The 19,581-nt window shown below is 64.1% G+C and carries 22 protein-coding genes; all 22 read right to left on the bottom strand.

Annotated features, from left to right (window positions below):
- Window positions 1-3: 3 nt before the first annotated feature.
- The 22 genes from E0L29_RS05005 to E0L29_RS04900 all read right to left on the bottom strand — a co-directional run bounded on the left by E0L29_RS05005 (window position 4) and on the right by E0L29_RS04900 (window position 19,567).
- Entirely contained in the window at window positions 4-471 is a 468-nt protein-coding gene (locus E0L29_RS05005) for a bifunctional precorrin-2 dehydrogenase/sirohydrochlorin ferrochelatase (RefSeq protein WP_131355596.1), read from the bottom strand.
- Window positions 468-1,640: an NrfD/PsrC family molybdoenzyme membrane anchor subunit gene (gene nrfD, locus E0L29_RS05000; protein WP_131355593.1), complete on the bottom strand. Its 1,173-nt coding sequence runs from the start codon at window positions 1,638-1,640 to the stop codon at window positions 468-470. The genes E0L29_RS05005 and nrfD overlap by 4 nt, the downstream gene beginning before the upstream one ends.
- A gap of 33 nt (window positions 1,641-1,673) precedes the next feature.
- On the bottom strand, window positions 1,674-2,426 hold the full coding sequence (gene dsrO, locus E0L29_RS04995) for a sulfate reduction electron transfer complex DsrMKJOP subunit DsrO (RefSeq protein ID WP_165498824.1): 753 nt from the start codon (window positions 2,424-2,426) through the stop codon (window positions 1,674-1,676).
- Entirely contained in the window at window positions 2,426-2,806 is a 381-nt protein-coding gene (locus E0L29_RS04990) for a hypothetical protein (RefSeq protein ID WP_131355590.1), read from the bottom strand. The genes dsrO and E0L29_RS04990 overlap by 1 nt, the downstream gene beginning before the upstream one ends.
- Window positions 2,796-4,442, bottom strand: a complete 1,647-nt coding sequence (gene dsrK, locus E0L29_RS04985) for a sulfate reduction electron transfer complex DsrMKJOP subunit DsrK (protein WP_131355586.1) — start codon at window positions 4,440-4,442, stop codon at window positions 2,796-2,798. The genes E0L29_RS04990 and dsrK overlap by 11 nt, the downstream gene beginning before the upstream one ends.
- Window positions 4,443-4,444: 2 nt before the next feature.
- Window positions 4,445-5,440 carry a sulfate reduction electron transfer complex DsrMKJOP subunit DsrM gene (gene dsrM, locus E0L29_RS04980; protein WP_131355583.1) on the bottom strand — a complete coding sequence of 332 codons (996 nt, stop codon included), beginning with the start codon at window positions 5,438-5,440 and terminating at the stop codon, window positions 4,445-4,447.
- Window positions 5,437-5,883, bottom strand: a complete 447-nt coding sequence (locus tag E0L29_RS04975; protein WP_131355580.1) for a hypothetical protein — start codon at window positions 5,881-5,883, stop codon at window positions 5,437-5,439. The genes dsrM and E0L29_RS04975 overlap by 4 nt, the downstream gene beginning before the upstream one ends.
- A 27-nt stretch (window positions 5,884-5,910) precedes the next feature.
- Entirely contained in the window at window positions 5,911-6,204 is a 294-nt protein-coding gene (tusB, locus tag E0L29_RS04970) for a sulfurtransferase complex subunit TusB (RefSeq protein ID WP_131355577.1), read from the bottom strand.
- Window positions 6,205-6,255: 51 nt separating this feature from the next.
- Window positions 6,256-6,624, bottom strand: coding sequence for a sulfurtransferase complex subunit TusC (gene tusC, locus E0L29_RS04965; protein ID WP_131355574.1), 369 nt, complete (start codon window positions 6,622-6,624; stop codon window positions 6,256-6,258).
- Window positions 6,625-6,629: 5 nt separating this feature from the next.
- On the bottom strand, window positions 6,630-6,989 hold the full coding sequence (gene tusD / locus E0L29_RS04960; RefSeq protein WP_131355571.1) for a sulfurtransferase complex subunit TusD: 360 nt from the start codon (window positions 6,987-6,989) through the stop codon (window positions 6,630-6,632).
- A 48-nt stretch (window positions 6,990-7,037) separates the two neighbouring features.
- The gene (locus E0L29_RS04955) at window positions 7,038-7,406 is read right to left on the bottom strand and encodes a hypothetical protein (RefSeq protein WP_131355568.1); all 369 of its coding nucleotides are present in this window, start codon (window positions 7,404-7,406) and stop codon (window positions 7,038-7,040) included.
- Window positions 7,407-7,423: 17 nt separating this feature from the next.
- Window positions 7,424-9,160, bottom strand: a complete 1,737-nt coding sequence (locus tag E0L29_RS04950; RefSeq protein ID WP_131355566.1) for an NAD(P)-binding protein — start codon at window positions 9,158-9,160, stop codon at window positions 7,424-7,426.
- A gap of 17 nt (window positions 9,161-9,177) precedes the next feature.
- Window positions 9,178-10,257, bottom strand: coding sequence for a dissimilatory-type sulfite reductase subunit beta (dsrB, locus tag E0L29_RS04945; RefSeq protein WP_131355563.1), 1,080 nt, complete (start codon window positions 10,255-10,257; stop codon window positions 9,178-9,180).
- 136 nt (window positions 10,258-10,393) lie between these two features.
- The gene (gene dsrA / locus E0L29_RS04940; protein ID WP_131355560.1) at window positions 10,394-11,644 is read right to left on the bottom strand and encodes a dissimilatory-type sulfite reductase subunit alpha; all 1,251 of its coding nucleotides are present in this window, start codon (window positions 11,642-11,644) and stop codon (window positions 10,394-10,396) included.
- A 60-nt stretch (window positions 11,645-11,704) separates the two neighbouring features.
- Window positions 11,705-12,040 (bottom strand): TusE/DsrC/DsvC family sulfur relay protein, encoded by a 336-nt coding sequence (locus E0L29_RS04935; protein ID WP_131355557.1) that lies wholly within the window; start codon window positions 12,038-12,040, stop codon window positions 11,705-11,707.
- A gap of 278 nt (window positions 12,041-12,318) precedes the next feature.
- Window positions 12,319-13,749, bottom strand: a complete 1,431-nt coding sequence (locus E0L29_RS04930) for a cobyrinate a,c-diamide synthase (protein ID WP_242664285.1) — start codon at window positions 13,747-13,749, stop codon at window positions 12,319-12,321.
- Between the two features lie 13 nt (window positions 13,750-13,762).
- On the bottom strand, window positions 13,763-13,999 hold the full coding sequence (locus E0L29_RS04925) for a sulfurtransferase TusA family protein (protein WP_131355554.1): 237 nt from the start codon (window positions 13,997-13,999) through the stop codon (window positions 13,763-13,765).
- Window positions 14,000-14,054: 55 nt separating this feature from the next.
- Window positions 14,055-14,528 carry a rhodanese-like domain-containing protein gene (locus E0L29_RS04920; RefSeq protein ID WP_131355551.1) on the bottom strand — a complete coding sequence of 158 codons (474 nt, stop codon included), beginning with the start codon at window positions 14,526-14,528 and terminating at the stop codon, window positions 14,055-14,057.
- A gap of 24 nt (window positions 14,529-14,552) precedes the next feature.
- Window positions 14,553-15,062, bottom strand: a complete 510-nt coding sequence (locus E0L29_RS04915; protein WP_131355548.1) for a DsrE/DsrF/DrsH-like family protein — start codon at window positions 15,060-15,062, stop codon at window positions 14,553-14,555.
- A gap of 154 nt (window positions 15,063-15,216) precedes the next feature.
- Window positions 15,217-15,648 carry a hypothetical protein gene (locus E0L29_RS04910; RefSeq protein ID WP_131355545.1) on the bottom strand — a complete coding sequence of 144 codons (432 nt, stop codon included), beginning with the start codon at window positions 15,646-15,648 and terminating at the stop codon, window positions 15,217-15,219.
- Complete coding sequence (locus E0L29_RS04905) at window positions 15,645-16,601, bottom strand: sulfite exporter TauE/SafE family protein (RefSeq protein ID WP_131355542.1); 957 nt, start codon at window positions 16,599-16,601, stop codon at window positions 15,645-15,647. The genes E0L29_RS04910 and E0L29_RS04905 overlap by 4 nt, the downstream gene beginning before the upstream one ends.
- Window positions 16,602-16,699: 98 nt before the next feature.
- Window positions 16,700-19,567, bottom strand: a complete 2,868-nt coding sequence (locus E0L29_RS04900; RefSeq protein WP_131355539.1) for a molybdopterin-dependent oxidoreductase — start codon at window positions 19,565-19,567, stop codon at window positions 16,700-16,702.
- Between the last annotated feature and the right edge of the window lie 14 nt (window positions 19,568-19,581).

Raw genomic sequence — 19,581 nt, 5'->3', positions numbered from 1 at the left:
ACTTCAGGTGTTGCTGGTGGAGGAGCGCTCTCTTTCGAGCAGGAACTCCCTGATGGCATTGCGCCACTCGACCGAGCGGCGGGCGTTGCGGCCGTCGGAGGAGACGGCGACCGTCATGGCGTCGTGGCGGAAGAGCGCGGGCGAGATGAAGGAGGAATCCTCCCGGTTGTCGACGATGTTGCAGAGCACCCCCCGCGCTTCCGCGTCGGCGAGCACCCGCCGGTTGAGCTCCCCGTCCTCCGAGCAGGCATAGACGAGGAAGAACCCCTCCAGGTCGGAGGGCTCGTAGGCTTTCAGGAGCAGGCGGGCGCCGCTCCGGCGGACCTCGTCGTCCACCCCGGGCGCAAGCACGGTGACGTCGGCGTCGAACCGGAGCACCGCCTGCAGCTTGTGCATGGCAAGCGCCCCGCCCCCGACGAAAAGAATCGGGCGTCCGTCGATACGCACACACAGCGGCAGGAAGGTACTCACGCCATCCCCCTTTCACGGCGGACCGAGAGGGTGACCTTGAGGAGTGCGGTAAGCAGCAGCGCCCCGCCGGCCCAGATGCCGATGGTGACGAGCATGTCGGGCAGGGCCGGCGCATAGACCTCTCCGCCGCCCGGCGTGGCCTGCCCGGCCAGGATCAGCCCCGGACCCCGGTCGAACCATGCCGACACGGCGATGAGGAGCCCGGCAAGGGCCGGGAGCAGATTCCCCCTGCGGACGGCCGGCAGGAAGAGGAGCAGGACCGAAACCGCCCCGCTGGCGAGCAGCACGGAGGGAAGCCCGGCGAAGGGAACGTAGGCCACAGGCAGGGCCTCCCGGGCCATGTCGCTGTAGAGCAGCCGCAGGGCGTAGGTTTCGGAGGGCAGGTTGCCGAGGAAAGCGGTGCCGGCGTCGAGCCCGACGAAGCAGAGCGAAGCCAGGCCGGCCATGGCCGTATAGCCCGAGAGACGGCCCGCGAGCTCACGGCCCTCTTCGGCCCCGGCGGAGCGGCGCATGGCGACCACCATAACGAGCAGGAGCCCCATGCCGGCGGCAAGGCCGGAGACGAGGATGCGCGGAGCCAGCATGGCGCTCGTCCAGAGCCCGTGGGTCGGCATGACGGCAAGCATGAAGGCCGCGATGACCGGCAGGGCGAGGCCCACCGGAACAGCGACGACGACCAGCGCCCGGAGCCAGCGAGGAGGCGTGGTGCCCTTGCGGCGGGCACCGAGCAGCGACCATCCGGCGCCGAGCGACAGCAGCAGGTAGAGCAGAAGGGCCGGAGCGTACCACGAGACCGGTGCGGAGGGCGAGAGGTTCACGAACAGCGTCGGGATGCGCGAGGGCATGCCGAAGCCGGCGGCGAGGAAGAGAAGGCTCATCGCCGAAGCCACGGCGGCAAGGAAGGCCGAGAGCGGTGCGGCGGCCGAAAGCCCGGTCTGCTTCATGAGCCGCTCGGGCACCAGGATGAAGAGCGCCGAAGCGGCAAGCCCCGCAAGGAACGGCAGCTGCGCGTTGTAGATGCCCCAGACCGCGCCGACGCCCATGCCGGTCGAGGCGAGCCCCTCCGCACCCTGCACCCGGTAGCCGTGGACACCGGCTCCGGCGAGGAGGACGAGAACGGCGACCCAGATCCAGTAGGCGCGATTTCCCTTGAGTGCTTTTTCGAACATGGCTGATTCCCTTCGTTGCTCTCTAAATGTTCCTTAAATGATGTAGTAGACCTTCGGCTCGGTACCGAGCTCGGGCTTGCGCCGCATGCTGTCGCTGGAGGCCAGCAGCCTGCGGACGGCCGAATCCGGGTCGTTGAGGTCGCCGAACGTCATTGCGCCTTCCGGGCACCGGCTCGAGCACGAGGGCTGGAGGCCGCGCTTGAGGCGGTCGCTGCAGAAGTTGCACTTCTCGACGACACCCTGCTGGCGGGTCGGGTAGTCCGGGGTCGGCTCCGTGATGGCCGGACGCGGGTCGCTCCAGTTGAAGCTGACCTCGCCGTACGGGCAGCCGAGCATGCAGGAGCGGCAGCCGATGCAGCGGTGGTAGTCGACGGCGACGATGCCGTCCCGGCGCCTGAAGATCGAGTCGGTCGGGCACGAGCGCACGCACGAGGGCTCCTCGCAGTGGTTGCAGAGCGCGGGAAGGAGCTTCTGCGTCGCACAGGCCGAACCGAGCAGCGCGCGGCCCTCCTCGCGGTGGATCCACTCCACCCGACGGCGGGGGTCGCTGAAGGTGGGCACGTTGTGGCTTAGGCGGCAGGCATCGACGCAGGCACTGCAGCCCTCCCGGCAGCGGCGCGTGTCGATGACCATCCCCCAGCGGGTCCCCGGCCGCTTCGGAGCAGCCGCCCATGCGGAGGCCGCAACGCGCTCGAAGAGCGGGCTGGAGGCGATGGCGGCCGCTCCGAAACCGGCCATGAGGCCGAGGCCGGCCTTCTTCATGAATGTCCTTCTCTCTTCGTTCATCACGGTAGGTCTTGTGGCGAGATGTGGCAGTTCCAGCAGTTCGGCTTCACGTTGGCGTAGGTATGGCAGCTGAAGCAGAACTGGCGGTTGTCGCTGTGGCAGCCGAGGCAGGTCGCCAGGTCCTTTTGGAACCGGCGGCCGTCGGGAGCCGTCATGACGGCGTCCGGCCCCTCGTGGGCGGCGTGTTCCTTCCAGTCGGCGAGCACCTGCATGTGGTGGCTGTGCATGTACTCCTTCGGGTAGATGCAGCCGGTCGTGTCCGGGGCTGCGGCCGACGCAGGGTCGCTCACGAGGCCGGTTTCGGCGCCGGTTGCCAGGTAGGCCGCGGCAAGGAGCATGAGGGCGGCTGCCGCTCCGATGAGGATCTTCTTACTCGGCATCGTCGCCCTCCTCCGTTCCCGCCATCGGGTTCTCCCTCAGGTCCTCGGTTCGTTTTTTCTCTCCCTGCATCACCAGCGCGTTGCCGACCAGCTCGTGCAGGCCGTAGACGGTGACGCCGGGGTTCCAGTAACGCATGAGCGAGGGCAGGGTCGCCCGGTCGATGGCACAGATCGTCACCAGCGAATTGACCCGGTGCGACTTGCGCACGCTGCGTACGGCGTTGGCGCGGGGGAACCCGCCGCGCATGCGCATCTCCATGAACTCCTCGGCGTTGATGCCGCTGCCCGAGCCGCAGCAGAAGGTGCGCTCGCGGATGGTGTCCTCCGGCATTTCGTTGAAAGAGTTGCAGACGCTGTTGAGGATATAGCGCGGCTCCTCGAACATGCCCATGCCGCGCGCCACGTTGCACGAGTCGTGGAAGGTGGTACGCAGGTGGTCGTTGCGGCGCGGATCCAGCTTCAGCTTGCCGTTATGGATGAGGTCGGCCGTGAACTCGGCGATGTGCACCATCTTCGTCGCCCGGGCGTTCGTGAACTTCGTGCCGGTCACCGGAGAGACCGGCTCTTCGAGGAAGTCCGCCGGGCCGTTCATCGTGTTCATGTACTGGTGCACGACCCGCCACATGTGGCCGCACTCCCCGCCGAGCATCCACTTCACCTTCAGCCGCTCGGCCTCGTGGTACATCTTGGCGTTGAGCTTCTTCATCATGTCGTTGGTGGTAAAGAGGCCGAAGTTGCCGCCTTCCGAGGCGTAGGTGCTGATCGTGTAGTCGAGGCCGATGTGCTCGAAGAGCAGCATGTAGCCCATCATGGTGTAGACGCCCGGGTCGCCGAAAACGTCGCCCGACGGGGTGATGAAGAGCACTTCGGCCCCCTTGCGGTTGAAGGTGGGGTTCACCTTCACGCCGGTGAGGTCCTCGATGTCGTCGACGAGCGACTCGATATTCTGCACGAACGTATGCGGCTCGATGCCGAGATGGTTGCCGGTGCGGTTGCAGTTGGCGACCGGGGCGAGGATCCAGTTGTTGTTGACGCCGATGAGGTTCAGCAGCTCGCGTGCCACCATGGTGATCTCGGCCGTGTCGATGCCGAGCGGGCAGAAGACCGAGCAGCGTCGGCACTCCGTGCACTGGTAGAAGTACATGTGCCACTCCTTGATGACCTCCTTCGTCAGCTTGCGCGAACCCGAGAACCCCTTGAGGATCTTCTCCACCATCGGGAAATCGTTGCGGTAGACCGAGCGGAGCAGCTCGGCGCGGATGACCGGCATGTTCTTCGGGTCGCCGGTGCCGAGGAAGAAGTGGCACTTGTCGGCGCAGGCGCCGCAGCGCACGCAGGCGTCGAGGTAGAGCTTCAGCGAGCGGAACTTCTTCAGCCGCTCTTTCAGCCCGTCGTGGATGGTCTTCTCCCACCCCTCCGGCAGCTGCCAGTCCTCATCGGGGGCCGCCCACTTGCGGGGGTTCGCAAAACCGATCTCCTTGAGCACTTCCGGCTTTGCGGAGTGGCACCAGTTCCCGTCGCGGAACTCGACCGGCATCTCCCACCACTCGCGGTCGGCGTAGTCGCCTTTCAGGGGGCTCGGCTTCTCCAGGAACTCGCGGGTGAGCTGGTTTTTCTTGGGTGCGTATTTTGACATGGTCAGTCCTTTTCGACCGGCAGGCCGGCTTTTTTCATCTTTTCCCGGTACTCGTCCTCGTACTCGGCATAGGTGCGGAACTTGATCGGCTTGTTCCACGGGTTCACATGACGCTTTTCACGGCTGTTGTTGGCCAGGTTGCGCGTCGGGCTGAGGAAGATCGCGCCGGCGTGCATCAGCTTGCTGAAGGGGAAGTAGACGGCAAGCACCGAGGCGAGGAACAGGTGGACGTAGAAGAACGGACCGATCTCGACGGGTGCCGCGAAGCTGAACGAGAGCAGGTTCATCATCTGCGCCTTCACCGCCATGACGTCGACCTTTTCGACGTATCGCATCGACATGCCGACGAGGGCGATGGCGCCGATGAGAAAGAGCGGGAAGAAGTCGGTCTGCAGCGAGATGATGCGGAGCTTCGCGTCGCGGAGCCTCCTGAAGACAAGAAAGGTGATGGCCGTGAGCACCAGGGCGTCGGTCATGTAGAACGCCGGCAGCGTCAGCTCGAAAAAGCGGTCGGTGCGCTCGACGAGCCGGATGAAGAGCGGCGGCTCCATGAAGAAGAAGCGGGCGTGGCGAAGGCCGATCACGAGCAGCGACCAGTGGAAGGCCAGCCCCCCCATCCAGAGCCACTTGCTCGAGGCATAGGCCAGCTGCGGTCCGGTGTGGAGCTCGGCTTTGGTGTTGCGGAAGAGCGAACGGAAGAAGAGGACCTCCGTCATGACACGCAGGGCCGCCTGCCACTTCGTGGCGGGGCTTTCGAGCTTCTGGTGGGCGATCCAGTCGAGAGACTTCTCCTGGCCGCAGGTGGTGGTGATGCAGAAGGGCACCGGCCGGCTCAGCCAGTCGTAGATCCTCCAGGAGAACCCGCCGATGAAGAGCAGGGCCGCAAGGTAGGGGATGACGACGCCGAAGATGTATGACATGCCGAAGTAGGCGACGCCGACGTATGGAATGCAGGAAAGGAGCGCAACCCAGATGAGGGGCAGGAACACTTTCTTCATGAGACGGCCCTCCTGAGCAGCATGTGCATCTGGCTGCGCGACTCCTCGACCTTCAGGCGGTAGATCCGCTCGCGGTTCTCCATGAAGCAGTCGAAGGCCTCGAGCGTCAGCCGCTCAAGATGGCGGCGCATGGCCTCGCGCTCCCCGCTGCCGGCGACGAAGCCGGCAAGGATGTCGCCGAGCGTCCCGAAGAGCGAGAGGGACTTCGAGGGCGGCATGGACTGCACGGCGAAGATGCGCGTCAGGCGCTCAAGGCCCTCGCGGCGTTCCTCGCCGTCCTCAGCGAAATGGTCGACGAGGGTCGCCATGGCATCGGCGAGCGCCTCGCCGGCCGGGCTCCCGGGCGTCATCCGCTCGGGAAACAGCCCCAGACCGGCCGCCATCCAGCGCTCGAGCACCGCGGAACGGTTGATGGAGGGCGCCTCTTTCCAGTTGTTCGTCATGATGCGTTCTGTTCGAATGAAGTGAGTTCAGAGCCAGCTGTTGACCCGGTGCGCTTCGACGAGGTCGACGAAGCCGTCGTAGCCGACCGGCTCCACCCCTCCGGTAAGGGAGGAGATGCCGCGGGCCTCGGCGTCCGGCTGGAGCACGTAGACCGGGTTGGTCTTGAGGAGCGCCTCGATCTCGGATGCGAACCGGTTGCCGGACTGGACGGCGTAGACGCCGTTCTCAATGAACAGCACCGGGTCGCCGGGCGCGGCGAAGCGCGCGCACTCCTGCATCGACGGGCTCTCGAAAGGGGATTTGTTGATGGTATGCAGCATGATGGCTGTAGGGTTCAAAGGTTGCATTGTGCAGGGCCGCCGAAGCGGACCTCAGTGGTGGATGACGACGTCCTGCTCGTTCATCCGCCGTCCGATCTCGGCCGAATCGAGCACCTCGACGTCGACGAGCAGGTCATCTTCGCTGAGGCCGCGCTCCTCGAGGGACCGGCGGTCGACGTAGAGCTTCTCGACGTCGTAGCCGTCGAGGGCCGTGAAGGTCTTTGCGAACCCCTTGATGGAGATGCCGGAGGTGTCCTGCCCCTTCTTGAGGGCATAGACGCCGTCACCGATGAAGACGACCGAGAGGTCCTGTTCGTAAGCGGCCATGATGAGGATCATCTCGAGCCCCTCGTAGGTGTAGATCGAACCGTGCGGAGCGCGGCGCATCACGTGCATGATCTTTTTGATGTTCTCTTCCATGTGGTTCAGTCTCCGAAGGTTAGCAGTCTGTCGTTGCGGATGGCGATGTCGGTAAGGGTGCCGAGCCCGGTGATGGAGCCGCCCTCGATCATCAGTTCGTCGGTAATGCCGCGGCGCTTCGAGGCCGCGATGCAGGCGAGCACTTCGAAGCCGTGCTCCCTGGCCAGGGCACTCCAGCGTTCTGCGACGTTGCGGTCGTCCTGCGGCGGGTCGCCGAGCCTGGTGGCGTTGATGACGCCGTCGTTGTACAGGAAGACGGCGTCGATGGTGTGGCCTTTCCGTATGGCCGCTTCAGCGAACTTGTATGCCGTGTCGGACGCCTGATGGTTGTAGGGCCCTTCCTTGAGCAGAATTCCTATTTTCACCGTATTCCTCTCTCTTGTTGAATGGTTGCGTGTTGATGGCCTCTGCCTTCAGCAGCATGCCGCGCCGGCAGTCATGCTTTCGTACAGCGGCCCCCAGGTCCGGGCCTGCTCTGCGAAGGGTGCCTCGATGTAGCGGCAGAAGTAGAGCGCGTCGAGCGCCGCGGGTTCGTCGCCCGCCTCGAGGGCCCGGATCGCCTTCCTGCCGGAGACGGCCGCGTCGTGGCCGGTCAGCTGCGCCTGCCGCCAGTAGTTGACCGCCTCGCGTCGGAACGAGGTGGGGCGCGGCAGGGCTTCGGCGGCCGTCAAGGAGGAAACCTCCTCCCCGCGAGGGCCGAAGGTGACCCTCCAGCCGTTTTCGGCCCACTTCTCCGAGGCCTCGACGGCGCTCTTCACCCTGGCTATGAGTTCTTCGTTCATGGTCTTGCTGTTGAGGGTTAGAGGCCGTCACCCATGCCCATCTGGATGTACCCCGAAGGGCAGACCAGCGAGCAGATGTGGCAGCCAACGCATTTGACATAATCGGTCTCCACCTTCTCCCCGGCAGGGTTGTCGCGGTGGCGGAGGACGGCCTCCTGCGGGCAGAACGAGACGCACTGCTTGCAGTCGAAGCAGAGCCCGCAGCTCATGCAGCGCTCCGACTCGGCCTTCACCTGTTCGGGAGTGAGCGCCTCGAGCAGCTCGTCATGGTTGCCCACGACGACCTCGGGATGGCGGTTCACCCGCTTCGCCGGCTCGGCCGGAAGGAAGTAGAGCAGGTCCTGCTTCTGGGCCTTGGTCACCTCGCGACGCACCGGCTCGGGGATCGGCTCGCCCTTCAGGAAGGCGTCGATCGAGGCGGCGGCCCGGCGGCCGTGGCCGACTGCGGTGGTGATGAGGTCCACCTTCAGGGCATCGCCCCCTCCGAACAGCTTCTCGCGCCCGGGGATGCGGAAGGTGCGGTCGACCTTCATCCAGGGACCGCTGCCGAGGGCATCCTCGAGCCCGCTGAAGTCGGTGCCCTGGCCGATGGCGGCGACCACCATGTCGGCCTCGACGTCGAAGGTCTCGCCGGTGCTCCTGTAGCGGAGGAACGGAATCGGGGAGTTCCACCCCTCTTCGCCCTTCTCTTTCTTCACCATCTTCGAGCAGCGGAGGCCGGTGACGCCGTCGCCATCCCGCAGCACCTCGACGGTGCCGCTCATGTAGTGCACCTTCGCGCCTTCGGCGACGGCGTCTTCGAATTCGTTCTCGAAGCAGGCCATCTCCTCGCGGGGAACGGCAGAGACCAGGATCGCTTCCGAACCGAGCCGGAGGGCGAGCCGGGCCACGTCCATGGCCACGTTGCCGTCGCCGATGACGACGACCTTCTTTCCTACCGGGACACTGTCGCCCATCACCTCGTAGCTGCGGAGGAAGTCGATGGCGTTGGTGGCCATCGGCGATCCCTCGAAGCCGGGAACGGGAAGCGATCGGCCCGCCTGGGCGCCGACGCCGAGGAAGACGGCGTCGTACTCGTTTTCGAGCTGGGCGAGCGTGATGTCGCGCCCGATCCTCGTGCCCATCCTCGTCTCGATGCCGAGGGCCGTGATGCGGCCGATCTCCTTCTCGAGGACCCTGCGGTCGACCCGGTAGCCCATGATGCCGTAGAGCACCATGCCGCCGAGCTTCTCGTTGGCGTCGAAGAGGGTCACGGCGTGGCCCTTCCGGCGCAGCTGGTAGGCGGCCGAAAGCCCTGCGGGGCCGCCGCCGACGACGGCGACGCGCTTGCCGCTGTCCGGCCCGGGGGCGGGCAGCGTGAGGTCGTGCTCGATGCCGTAGTTGCCGATGGCCTGCTCGACCGCGTTGATCGAGACGCTTCCGTCATGGTACTGGCGGTTGCAGCCACCCTGGCAGGGGTGTGGGCAGATCCTGCCCATGACCGCGGGGAAGGGATTGGTCTCGACCGCCTTCCGCCAGGCGTCCCCCATCGGATCGTCGGAGCGGTCCACCCCGTTGAGAAGCCGGTTGATGCCCCGGATGTCCTCGCCTGCAGGGCACTCGGCCGAGCAGGGCGGCATCTGGTGCACGTAGACCGGGCACTTGTGGCTGTGGTCCCCGAACGCGACAATCTTGTCCTCACCGGTCAGTTCGCCGTAGGGGGGGAACTTCCAGGTCGTCGCGAAGTCAAGTATTGGATTTGATTCTACCTGCATGAAAGTATCTCCTTTGGCTAAAAGCGGACATGGGCCGACTGGTTGAAGGTGGTTCTCGCGTGACGGTAGCTGTCGATCATGTCCTCATCGAAGGTGAGGCCCGTCTCTTCAAAGAACCGCTTCCAGCCGATGCGGTTGATCCATTCGCCGACACGTTCCCAGGGCCGTCCCCCTTCCTTGTAGGCGGTGAGGATCCTGCCGACGGCGTCGGTGACCTCGGGCCAGCGGGGCGGGTTGTTCGGGAGGTTGTGGGCGACGATGCTCATGGTCGAGGGTTTCGAACGGGCGTTGCTGTTCTTGCCGCCGACCCAGATGGCGAACTTCGAGTGCTCGGGATGGTTGATCTCCATGGCCGGACAGGCTCCGAAGCAGGCGCCGCAGCAGATGCACTTCTTCTCGTCGACCATCAGCGTGCGCTTGCCGTCGACGACGGTCGGCCGGATCGCGGCGACCGGGCAGCGGGCGACCGCCTTCGGCAGCTCGCAGATGGTCGAAAGATGCTCGTGGTTGATGCGGGGCGGGCGGGTGTGCTTGACGACGACGGCGATGTCGGCCTGGCCTCCGCAGTTGATCGAGCAGCAGGAGGTGGAGAGGCGCACCTTGTTGGGCATCTCCATGTGCTTGAACTCGTTGTAGAGGCTGTCCATCATCGACTTCACCACGCCGGATGCGTCGGTCGCCGGAATGTCGCAGTGCAGCCAGCCCTGGGTGTGCGATACCGAGGAGACGCAGTTGCCCGCGCCGCCGACCGGGAATCCCATCGCCTCCAGCTCCCTGATCATCGGCTCGACGTTCGACTCGTTCGGGGTCAGGAACTCGACATTGTTGCGCACAGTGAAGCGCAGGTGGCCGTCAGAGAAGCGGTCGGCGACCTCGCAGAGGCGCCGGACCATGTCGACGGTATCCTGGCGCGGCGTGCCGGCGCGGACCGTGTAGAGGGCGTCTCCGCTCTCGGCAACATGCTTGAGCACGCCGGGGCGGGGGATTTCATGGTACTTCCACTTGCCGTAGTTCTTTCTTACCACCGGGTGGAGCGCCTCCTTGTAGGTATGGGGGCCCGACTCCACGGTCTTCCAGGTTCTTTCAGGACTGGTCATGTTGGTTTCCGTTCTTGTTTTGCCTGTCGGCCGTCCCCCGCCCTCCGGGCACGCCCCCTCAGGGGGACGGGCCCGGGCCGGAAAGATGCGGCCGCCTCTTGGTTGTTGGCTTGTCTCTGTCTTTAGGGAACCCTCTTCAGTATTTGGCCTTGAAGTAGGGGTTGTCGCGGGGACGGGCGACCTGGTTGATATCGACGTCGATGCCGACACCCTCGAGGAACTGCTTCAGCCCGACGCGCTCGATGCTCTCGCCGATGCGCTCGTGGTCGAGGCCGTTGTCGTCCCACCAGTCGATGATCTCCTCGACCAGCTCCAGGAAGGCCTCGCGGTCCTCGTCCGTCTCCATCTTCATGAAGGGGATGATGAGCGAACCCATGTTGACGCCGACCTTGAGGGTGTTCTTGCCGCCCATGAGCAGCGAGATGCCCCGCTCCTTTCCGGGTGAGAGCGCCTTCGGCATGACGTTCAGGCAGTGCATGCAGCGCACGCAGTCGCGGGTATCGATCTTCATGCCGCCCTCTTCGAGCGAGATGGCCCGGGTCGGACAGAGGTTGATGACCTGGTTGACGAGGGCGTCGACGCCGTTCTTGTCGATCCACTCCTTCACGGCCGGCTCGTCCACCTGGATGGCATCCTTCCACGTGCCGATGACGGCAAGATCTGAACGCATGATGGCGTTGGTGCAGTCGTTCGGGCATGCCGAAAACTTGAACTTGATCTTGTAGTTCCATTCCGGGCGGTGGGTCTGGCCGACGAAGTGCTTCAGCGCCTGCAGGTGCAGCTCGAGGTTGTCGTAGCAGGCCTGCTCGCAGCGCGCGGGACCCGCGCAGGAAACCGCGGTACGCATGCCGGCACCGGCACCTCCGAGGTCCCAGCCCTTTTCGTTGAGCTTGTCGAAGCACTCCTGCACCTTGTCCTGCTCGATGCCCTGGAGCATGATGTCGCCGGTCTGGCCGTGCAGGGTGATGATGCCGCTGCCGTACTCCTCCCAGATGTCGCAGAGCTCACGGAGCATCTCCGTGCTGTAGTGGAGGCCCGGAGCAGGCTGGATGCGCATGGTGTGGAACTCAGACGCCTCGGGGATCTTGTCCTTGATCATCGAGTAGCGGGTGATGACGCCGGCGCCGTAGCCGTCGACCGTCACCAGACCGCCCTTCCAGTACCCCATCTTGGTATTGTATGAATACTCGAGCTGGTCCATGACGCCGCGGAGCATCGGCTTCTTGGTCCGCTCGGCCAGCTCCTTGAAGCCGCCGACGAAGCTCGGCCACGGGCCGCTTTCGAGCTCGTCGAGCATCGGCGTCGGGTTCAGGAACTTCTCGGAGCACCCGCCGTGGTTGCCGCACTGATGTGATCCGCAGGAGGCTCCGCCTTTCGCTTCTCCCATTCTCTCTTCTCCTTTCATTGTATGCAGTAGGTTGAGGCCGATGGCCGGTTTTCCTTTTGTTTAGACGCAGCCGGTCGGCTTCGGAAGGCCGGCGATCTTGCAGGCCTGGAGAGCGGGGCCCTTCGGGAACATCCCGTAGAGGAACTCGCTTGCTTCCTTCTTGTCCATCCCCTGCTCGGTCGCAACGGCCTTGGTGAGGACCTTGACGGCCGGGGCGATCTGGTACTCGTCGTAGTAGTTCCTGAGGAACTTCACGAGCGCCCAGTGGTTCTCTCCCATCTCGATCTCCTCGCCCTCGGCAAGCTTGGCGGCGATATCCTCGTTCCAGTCCTCAAGATTGACGAGGTAGCCGTTCTCATCGGTCTCCACGGTGACGCCATTGACAGTGATACCCATGTTGATCTCCTTGTTTCGTGTTTGATTGAAAAGAATGAACTGAGTCTTGCTCTCATTAATATAACCATATAGTTATATAATTAAGCAGAGGGATTTAATTTTCCAAATCCGGCCGGCATTTTTTTCTGCCCGCCCTACTTAACTGAAGACAAATATAACTATTCAGTAATATAGTTAACAAAAGAGGCGGTGATTTACAAGCGTCCCCGCGCTTTTTTTGTCCCTAAGGCGAATTTTATGCTTCGTGAACACGGCCGGCATACGGCCGCAAGAGGTGATCAGGCGGAGGATGAAGCTGCAGAGGCGGCGCGGGAGCGCTCGATGGCGGCGAGGGAGACGAAGGTTTCGGCCCATCCGGGGGTGGCCCCGGCATGGATATGGGCGTAGGAGGCGAAGAGGTTGCCCATGAGGAGGCCGTCGTAGTCGCCGCTCGTGCCGGTGCCGCGGAGCACGTCGAACTGCCAGCGGGGCCGGCCCTCGATCGAGGCGGCCTTCGAGTAGTGGAACTCGTGGGCCCTGACCCGCTCGCTCTCACTGAACCAGGGCGAGCAGGAGAGGCTTTTCAGCTCCAGGTAGCCGTGCCCGGCGGGCCGCTTCTGGAAATCGATCTCCAGCGGAAGGACGGCCGAGAGCCGGTGGCGCCGGCCCTGCCAGCTCGCCCCCCTGGAGAGATAGATGAGCCCGCCGCACTCGGCGTAGACCGGCATGCCCGAAAGGGCGGCCCGGCGCACGTCCTCCAGGAGGCCGCGGTTGGCCGAGATCTCCTCGAGGAACGACTCGGGAAAGCCGCCGCCGATGTAGAGGCCGTCGACCGGCGGAAGCCCACGATCCCGCATCGAATCGATGAAGACCAGCTCGGCACCCCGACGCTCGAGGGCTTCGAGGTTTTCGGGATAGTAGAAGCAGAACGCCCGGTCGCGGAAGACGCCGATTCGGGCGCGCCCCGAAAGTGACTGCTCCCCCTCCCCCGCCGGATCCTCGTCGAAAAGAAACGGAGGCGCCGAGGAAAAAAGCTGCAGGATGGCATCCATGTCGCAGCAGCGCCTGATGGCGTCGGCGGCGCGGGCGATGCTCTCCAGACCGCCCTCTCCGCTTTCGGCGACGGTGGTGAGGCCCAGATGGCGCTCCGGAATGACGAGGCTCTCATCGAGAGGAAGGGCGCCGAGCACGGGAATCCCGCAGTAACGCTCGATCGCCTGGCGCTGTTTTTCGGCCTGGCGATCGCTGCGGACGCGGTTCAGCACCACGGCGCGGATGTCGGCCCGGGGCTCCATCTCCTGCATTCCACGAACGATGGCGGCAATGCCGCGACCGGCGCTCCGGGCATCGACGACAAGCAGGACAGGCGCCCGGATGAGAGAAGCGAGCCCGGCGCTGCTGTCGCTGCCGTCGAGCGAGACGCCGTCGTGGAGGCCGTGGTTGCCTTCGATGAGGTTCAGGGCACCCTCCCCGCGGAGCGCGTGTCGGCCGAAGGCCCGAAGGCAACCCTCCTCGCCCATCATCCAGGGATCGAGGTTGCGCGACTCGAGGGCGCCGGCCATGCGGTGCCAGGCCGGGTCGATGTAGTCAGGCCCCTTCTTGAAGCACATCACCCTCGCCCCCGCGTCGGAAAACGCGCGGGCAAGGGCGAGTGTGATGGTCGTTTTTCCTGAGCTTTTCCCTGGGGCCGACACCATCAGGCGCGGAATCGCCGCCTCGAATCGTTTCATTGGAAGCCGCCGCTTACTTCTTGCGGATGAGGAAGGTATGGGTGCCGCCGTCCTCGGAGTGCTCGACGACCTCGTTGCCGGTGCGGTTGGCCCATGAAGCCATGTCGTTGACCGAACCCGGGTCGGTGGCCATCATCTTCAGCACCTCTCCGCTCTGGAGGCCGTCGATGGCTTTCTTGGTCTTGAGGATGGGAAGCGGGCAGTTGAGTCCCTTGCAGTCCAGTTCGACTGTTGCGGCAATTGCACTCATGATCGTATTCTCCTTATTGGTTTCGTTGTTGGTTGCGTTCTCCATAAAAAAAAATTCATGCCTCGCCATTCGGCGCCATCTGGTCGCGACGCACGCGGCTGAGGAAAAAGCGGTCGGCCTCGTCGGCATCGACCCGGGCACCTTCTGAATCGACGAGAGGCTCCTCGTAGTCGTTCCACCCCCTCAGTCCGGTGCGAAGCGAAACGACGCTTTCGAAGCCGAGTCGCTGCATCGCATAGGCGGCAAGGACGCTCCGGCGGCCGGAGCGGCAGACCACGACGATTTCCCGCCCACGGCCCGAGGCCAGTTCGGGAAGCGTATCCTCGTAGCCCCATTCGCATGCGGCCTCGAGCACCCCTCTCGGCACGTTCAGCGATCCATCGATATGCATCGCATCATACTCGTATGGCTCGCGCACGTCGACGATGAGAAGCCGCGGGTTTTCCTCCATGCGCTCCACGAGGGTCCACGCCATGATCTCCTTCACGTCACGAAGACACTCTTCGACCAGTTCTTCCAGGGTAGACATCTGACTGCGTATTCATGGTTTCGTTCAGACGAAAAGCGATATGTCGGCATCGGCGGCATATTCGAGGAAGGTCGCCGCGCCGCCGTACTCGACGCCGTCGATGAACTCCTCCTTCGAAAACCCGAAGACCTCCATGGTCATCTGGCAGGCGATGAAACGCACGCCGGCCTCCTGGCACATTTCCCGGAGCTGCTCGATCGTTGCGACCCCCTTCTTCTTGAAGGTCTCCTTCATGAGCGAGGTGGCCATGCTGTCGAAGCCGGGCATGTTGCCGGAAATGATGTTCGGAACCGGCCAGTTGATCGACTGGAAATCCTTGCTGCCGAACGGCATCTTCATCGGCATGGCCGGATTGGTGTGCGGCGCCACCTTGGCTTCGATCTCCTTTTTGAGAAGCGGCAGGCCGTAGAAGGTGAAAAAGACCACCGCCTCCATGTCCATGGCCGCCGCCGTGGAGGCGAGGATGAAGGGAGGATAGGCCCAGTCGAGGGTCCCCTGAGAAGCGATGATTGCCAGCTTTTTTGTTTCAGCCATGGTTGATCTCCAGTGTTGAGCGTGTTTGGTTGGCGGAGGGAAGGCGACGGAGCCCGCCGCCCTCCCATAAATAACTATATAACCGAGTAATTATATAGATGATAATAAAAACACAAACAACCACAAAAAAAAAGTGGATTTTTTCGGCGGAGGCCTAACGGACGAGAATGCCTGATGAAGCGACGGCAAGGATGACCACCTGCAGGATGGCGATGATGCCGAAGACCGGACGCTTTTCCCGGAAGAACGACGGCGCGGTCCAGAGCAGGCATGCCACCGGAATCATGCAGACGAGGATGATGGAGAGGTAGCTCAGCGCATCACCCCTCAGGAAGCTCTCGGGGCTCGCGATGAACGACCAGCCGACCGGCGCGTCGAGACGGGCCTGCATCTCGGAGGCCCTCAGGTGCCAGTTTGCGGCAATGTCGGCGATGCCGACCTTCTGCGGAAGCAGCCTGAAGACATATGTCATGTAGCCTCCGGCGAGGAAGAGCATGGCCAGATGCGAAAGGCGGTCGAGCACGCCGGCGTAGGCGAGCTGCTCGTGATGGACCGGCGGGCGTGCCGCAGTGCTCTGCTGTTTCATATCCCGAATCCCTTTAAGAGTGAACGAAATCCGGCAACGGCCAGCATCGAGACCACGATGACGCGGACCGAACCGGTGTTGACGCGGCTGAGGAGTCTGGCGCCGATCTTCGAGCCGAGCATCATGCCTCCGATCGAGGGAACGGCGATGAGCGGAAGCATGGCCCCCTTGAACATGTAGACCCAGGCCGCAGCCGCCCCGTTGATGGAGAGCACCAGGCCGCTCGTAGCCACCGAGACCTTCAGCGGAACTCCCATGAGAAGGTTGAAGACCGGTACGTTGGCAAACCCTGCTCCGAGTCCGAACATGCCGCCGATGAAACCGATCATGAGAAAGAAGACAAAGCTCAGCGGCGTACGGTGCACCTGCCACGAGATCTCTTTGCCGATGGACTCCTCATAGTAGATCCCGGAAATATGCAGGGCCTTCGAGAGGGCGTCGGGCACCTTCACCACGGGATAGCCGGACTTGCCGGAAAGCAGCATGATGACGGCGATGGCGACGATGACGATGCCGAGCAGAAGCTGGACGGTCTGCGCAGGAAGGGCCAGGCCGACCATCGCACCGGCAATCGAGCTCATCGAGCCGATGAGGGCCATCGGAAGGCCGAGCTTCAGGTCGGCGAGCCCCTTGCGCATCAACGGAGCCCCGGCCGATATGGCGCCCGAAAGGGCGACCATCAGCCCGGCGCCGCGCACGTAGTCGAGATGGAAGGGAAAAAAGCTGCTGACGATCGGGACGAAAAGCACCCCTCCGCCGACACCTGCAAGCACGGCGAAGATGCCGAGCACGAAAGAGAAGACGAAAAGCAGGAGCACCCAGACGTACCAGGCCGCTTCGAAGGCAGCCTGCGGCCCGGCCGCGAAAAGGGTGGATGGGACAAGAAAGAGCAAAAGCGCGAGGCATGCCGGAGCGAATGCCGCCGCGAGGGATTTCCTGGACGGTGGTAACATTGCGTGAAACTCCTGGAGAGGGTGGATAAAGAACGACCGGTACTCAGTCCCCCGGACCGGACGGCGGCAGGCGGGGAACCTGCCGCTGCCGATCGGACTTACCGGCCTTCGCCGACGTAGAAGGTCTTCTCCTCAGGGCGGAACGGACGGTTCAGCCAGAGCGGACGGCGCAGGCCGCCGGGCCCCGGAGCCGGCCTGGTCATCGCGAGCCACTCGCGGTAAACCTCCTGCGAGCGCTGGGTGTCGACCGAGACGTCGCCGTACTCGTCCCCCTCATGGGCCGGTTCGATCCGCACCCGCTGGTGCCAGCAGTGCATGCCGCTGATCGGATCGGGGTGCACCGGGAAGGTGATGTTCTGGTGGACGCCGCCGTCGCTCCAGAAGATCCTGGCGGTATCGGAGTCCTGGCTCTCGTGGGCCTGGACGTCCTCCTTGACGCGCATCCTCCATTTCGAGCCGCCCTCCTTCGTGATCTCGACGGTATTGGCCGCCCAGCGATTGCAGGAGGCGTCCTGGTCACGGCGCCAGCGCCCGATGTGGTGCGAGCAGGCCAGCACGCCGGGCCGTATGCCCTCGGTGACGAGCGCACGGTTGACGAAAAAGCCGATGTCGGTGTTGACCCGGATGAGCTGTCCGTTCTCGAGGCCGAGCATCTCGGCGTCGCTTGCGTTCACCCAGACCGGGTTGCGGTGGGCGATCTCGGCGAGCCATTTGGCGTTGCCGGAGCGGGAGTGGATGAGCACCGGCAGACGGAAGGTCGGCACAAGGACGAACTCCCCCTTCCGGTGGTCCATCTTCTCCTCGTGGATGTGGCTCTTGATGTAGCCGGGAAGGCGGTACTCGGGCCACTTCCAGTCGACCATGGTCTGGGAGTAGAACTCCTGCTTGCGCGACGGAGTCGGAAAACCGGTGCAGGCCTCGCCGCCCACCTCGACACCGACCGCCTTGCCCTCCTTCGTGATGAGGCCGCTATCACGGTCGACCGCGGCACCCTCGAGCTCGGCGGCGGAAGGAGCCTTGCGGTGGACGTCGTAGACCTTCTGCTCGACCTCGAAGGCGCCGAACTTCTGCATGTACTCAAGGGCTCCGAGCCCCTCTTTGGCCGCTGCTTCCGGCAGGCCGGGGGTATGCTCGAAGATGTAGCGGTAGTACTCGCCGATGGTGATCTTTTCCCCGGGGCGGTAGGGCGACTCGACGTGCCGGCGGATGCCGAGGCTGCCGTCGGGGTCGATGCGCCAGGTGAGCTCGATCCAGAACTCGTCCTCTTCCCACACTTCGCCGGGATTGGCCTCATACGTGAAGGTGACGGGCCGGCCCATCTTCTCGCTGGCCACGCGCAGCACCGGCTGGCGGAAGGCGATCCACTTGCCGGCGTGGGTCTCGTAGCTGATGATGTCGTGCCGCTCGGGAGAGTGGCCCATGGGGAGCACGTAATCTGCGAAGTAGGCGGTCTCGCTCCAGGTCGGGGTGAGGGCTGCGTGCAGGCCGATCTTCGTCTCGTCCTCGAGCGCCTCGATCCAGGAGAAGCCGTCAGGATAGGTCCAGACGGGGTTGAAAACCCTCGTAAAGTAGACGTCGAGCTTGCCGCGTCCTTCCTTGAGGAAGTGCGGAAGCAGGAAGCTCATCTCGAAATGGGCGAGCGGATATTCGTTCGGGAGGTGCAGCTCATTCCAGTGGCTCTGCGGCTTGGGATGCGCGTGCACGGTCGGCTTGAACTTGTTCCATGCGCTCGGGGCGGTGCCGCCGACGGTGCCGACGCTGCCGGTGAGCACGTTGAGGAAGTGGAGGGTACGCGAGACGGCCCAGCCGCCGAGGTTCCCGCTGCTGGCGCTGCGCCAGACGTGCGTCGAGAACTGCGTGCCGGCCGCGCCGATCTGGCGGGCGACGTCGACGACGGTTGATGCAGGCACGCCGCTCTCCTTTTCGGCGTACTCGGGAGTGTACTCTGCATACTCATTCGACATGGCCTTGATGAAGGCCTCGAAGGTGACCGGGGAGTCCGGGTACTCGTTCTCGAGGTACTCTTTCCAGTTCACCCAGTTCTCGAGGTAGTCGCGGTTGTAGAGCCCCTCGTCGATGATCACCTTCGCCATGGCCAGCAGCACGGCCGGTTCGGTGCCGGGGTAGGTCGGCATCCAGTAGTCCGACATGCTGGCAGTGTTTGACAGACGCGGATCGAGCACGGCGAGCTTGGCCCCCTTCATGCGGGCTTCGACGATGCGCTGCGCGTGCGGGTTGAAGTAGTGGCCCGACTCGAGGTGGGCGCTGACGAGCAGGATGAACTTCGCATTGGCGTGGTCCGGAGAGGGACGGTCGAACCCTTCCCAGATAGCGTAGCCGAAACGTGCCCCCGACGAGCAGACGTTGGTGTGGCTGTTGTGGCCGTCGACGTTCCAGGCCTTGAAGAGCCACTCCATGAATCCGTCGTGGCCGGGACGGCCGACGTGGTAGGAGATCTCGTTGTTGCGCCCCTCCTGGATCGCCTTGCGCATGCGGCCGGCGATGTCGTCGAGCACACTGTCCCAGCCGACCCGCTCCCACTTGCCCGCACCGCGCTTGCCGACGCGCTTCATCGGATAGAGCACCCGATCCTGGTCCTCGACCTGGTTGAGGGTTGCGGGGCCCTTGGCACAGTTGCGGCCGCGGCTTGCCGGATGGTAGGGGTTGCCGACAAGCTTGCGGATCTTCATCTCCTTCTTGTCGACATAGGCGAGCAGGCCGCAGCCGGCTTCGCAGTTGAAACAGGCCGTGGGCACGAGCATGTACTCGCTGGACTTCCGCTCCGGCCAGCTTTTCGAATCGTACTCGACCCAGCTGTCCCACTTTTCAGGGGGAGGGCAGGCCGCTGCGGCGCCCTCTATCGGCATCGGAACGGCGCCGGAAGAGGCGTCCTTGTGGAGGTCGGCGATGATGCCGGTTTTCTCGGCAAGGCTCTCGATAAGGGTGGGTTTGTGCTTGTAACTCATGCTAGTCGCTGCTC

The organism is Chlorobium sp. N1 (assembly GCF_004332115.1).
GTDB lineage: Bacteria > Bacteroidota > Chlorobiia > Chlorobiales > Chlorobiaceae > Chlorobium.
Note: the sequence above shows the minus strand (reverse complement) of the source record. Positions and strands in the feature narration are given on the sequence as shown.

Bases quoted from the DNA above. Each gene is read 5' to 3' on its own strand.
- E0L29_RS04935 (WP_131355557.1), bottom strand. From the start codon at position 12,040: ATGGGTATCACTGTCAATGGCGTCACCGTGGAGACCGATGAGAACGGC.
- nrfD (WP_131355593.1), bottom strand. From the start codon at position 1,640: ATGTTCGAAAAAGCACTCAAGGGAAATCGCGCCTACTGGATCTGGGTC.
- E0L29_RS04950 (WP_131355566.1), bottom strand. From the start codon at position 9,160: ATGCAGGTAGAATCAAATCCAATACTTGACTTCGCGACGACCTGGAAG.
- dsrA (WP_131355560.1), bottom strand. From the start codon at position 11,644: ATGGGAGAAGCGAAAGGCGGAGCCTCCTGCGGATCACATCAGTGCGGC.
- E0L29_RS04930 (WP_242664285.1), bottom strand. From the start codon at position 13,749: ATGAAACGATTCGAGGCGGCGATTCCGCGCCTGATGGTGTCGGCCCCA.
- E0L29_RS04990 (WP_131355590.1), bottom strand. From the start codon at position 2,806: ATGCCGAGTAAGAAGATCCTCATCGGAGCGGCAGCCGCCCTCATGCTC.
- dsrO (WP_165498824.1), bottom strand. From the start codon at position 2,426: ATGAACGAAGAGAGAAGGACATTCATGAAGAAGGCCGGCCTCGGCCTC.
- tusC (WP_131355574.1), bottom strand. From the start codon at position 6,624: ATGGAAGAGAACATCAAAAAGATCATGCACGTGATGCGCCGCGCTCCG.
- E0L29_RS04920 (WP_131355551.1), bottom strand. From the start codon at position 14,528: ATGTCTACCCTGGAAGAACTGGTCGAAGAGTGTCTTCGTGACGTGAAG.
- E0L29_RS04900 (WP_131355539.1), bottom strand. From the start codon at position 19,567: ATGAGTTACAAGCACAAACCCACCCTTATCGAGAGCCTTGCCGAGAAA.
- dsrB (WP_131355563.1), bottom strand. From the start codon at position 10,257: ATGACCAGTCCTGAAAGAACCTGGAAGACCGTGGAGTCGGGCCCCCAT.
- E0L29_RS04925 (WP_131355554.1), bottom strand. From the start codon at position 13,999: ATGAGTGCAATTGCCGCAACAGTCGAACTGGACTGCAAGGGACTCAAC.
- E0L29_RS04955 (WP_131355568.1), bottom strand. From the start codon at position 7,406: ATGAACGAAGAACTCATAGCCAGGGTGAAGAGCGCCGTCGAGGCCTCG.
- E0L29_RS04975 (WP_131355580.1), bottom strand. From the start codon at position 5,883: ATGACGAACAACTGGAAAGAGGCGCCCTCCATCAACCGTTCCGCGGTG.
- dsrM (WP_131355583.1), bottom strand. From the start codon at position 5,440: ATGAAGAAAGTGTTCCTGCCCCTCATCTGGGTTGCGCTCCTTTCCTGC.
- tusB (WP_131355577.1), bottom strand. From the start codon at position 6,204: ATGCTGCATACCATCAACAAATCCCCTTTCGAGAGCCCGTCGATGCAG.
- E0L29_RS04915 (WP_131355548.1), bottom strand. From the start codon at position 15,062: ATGGCTGAAACAAAAAAGCTGGCAATCATCGCTTCTCAGGGGACCCTC.
- dsrK (WP_131355586.1), bottom strand. From the start codon at position 4,442: ATGTCAAAATACGCACCCAAGAAAAACCAGCTCACCCGCGAGTTCCTG.
- E0L29_RS04910 (WP_131355545.1), bottom strand. From the start codon at position 15,648: ATGAAACAGCAGAGCACTGCGGCACGCCCGCCGGTCCATCACGAGCAG.
- E0L29_RS04905 (WP_131355542.1), bottom strand. From the start codon at position 16,601: ATGTTACCACCGTCCAGGAAATCCCTCGCGGCGGCATTCGCTCCGGCA.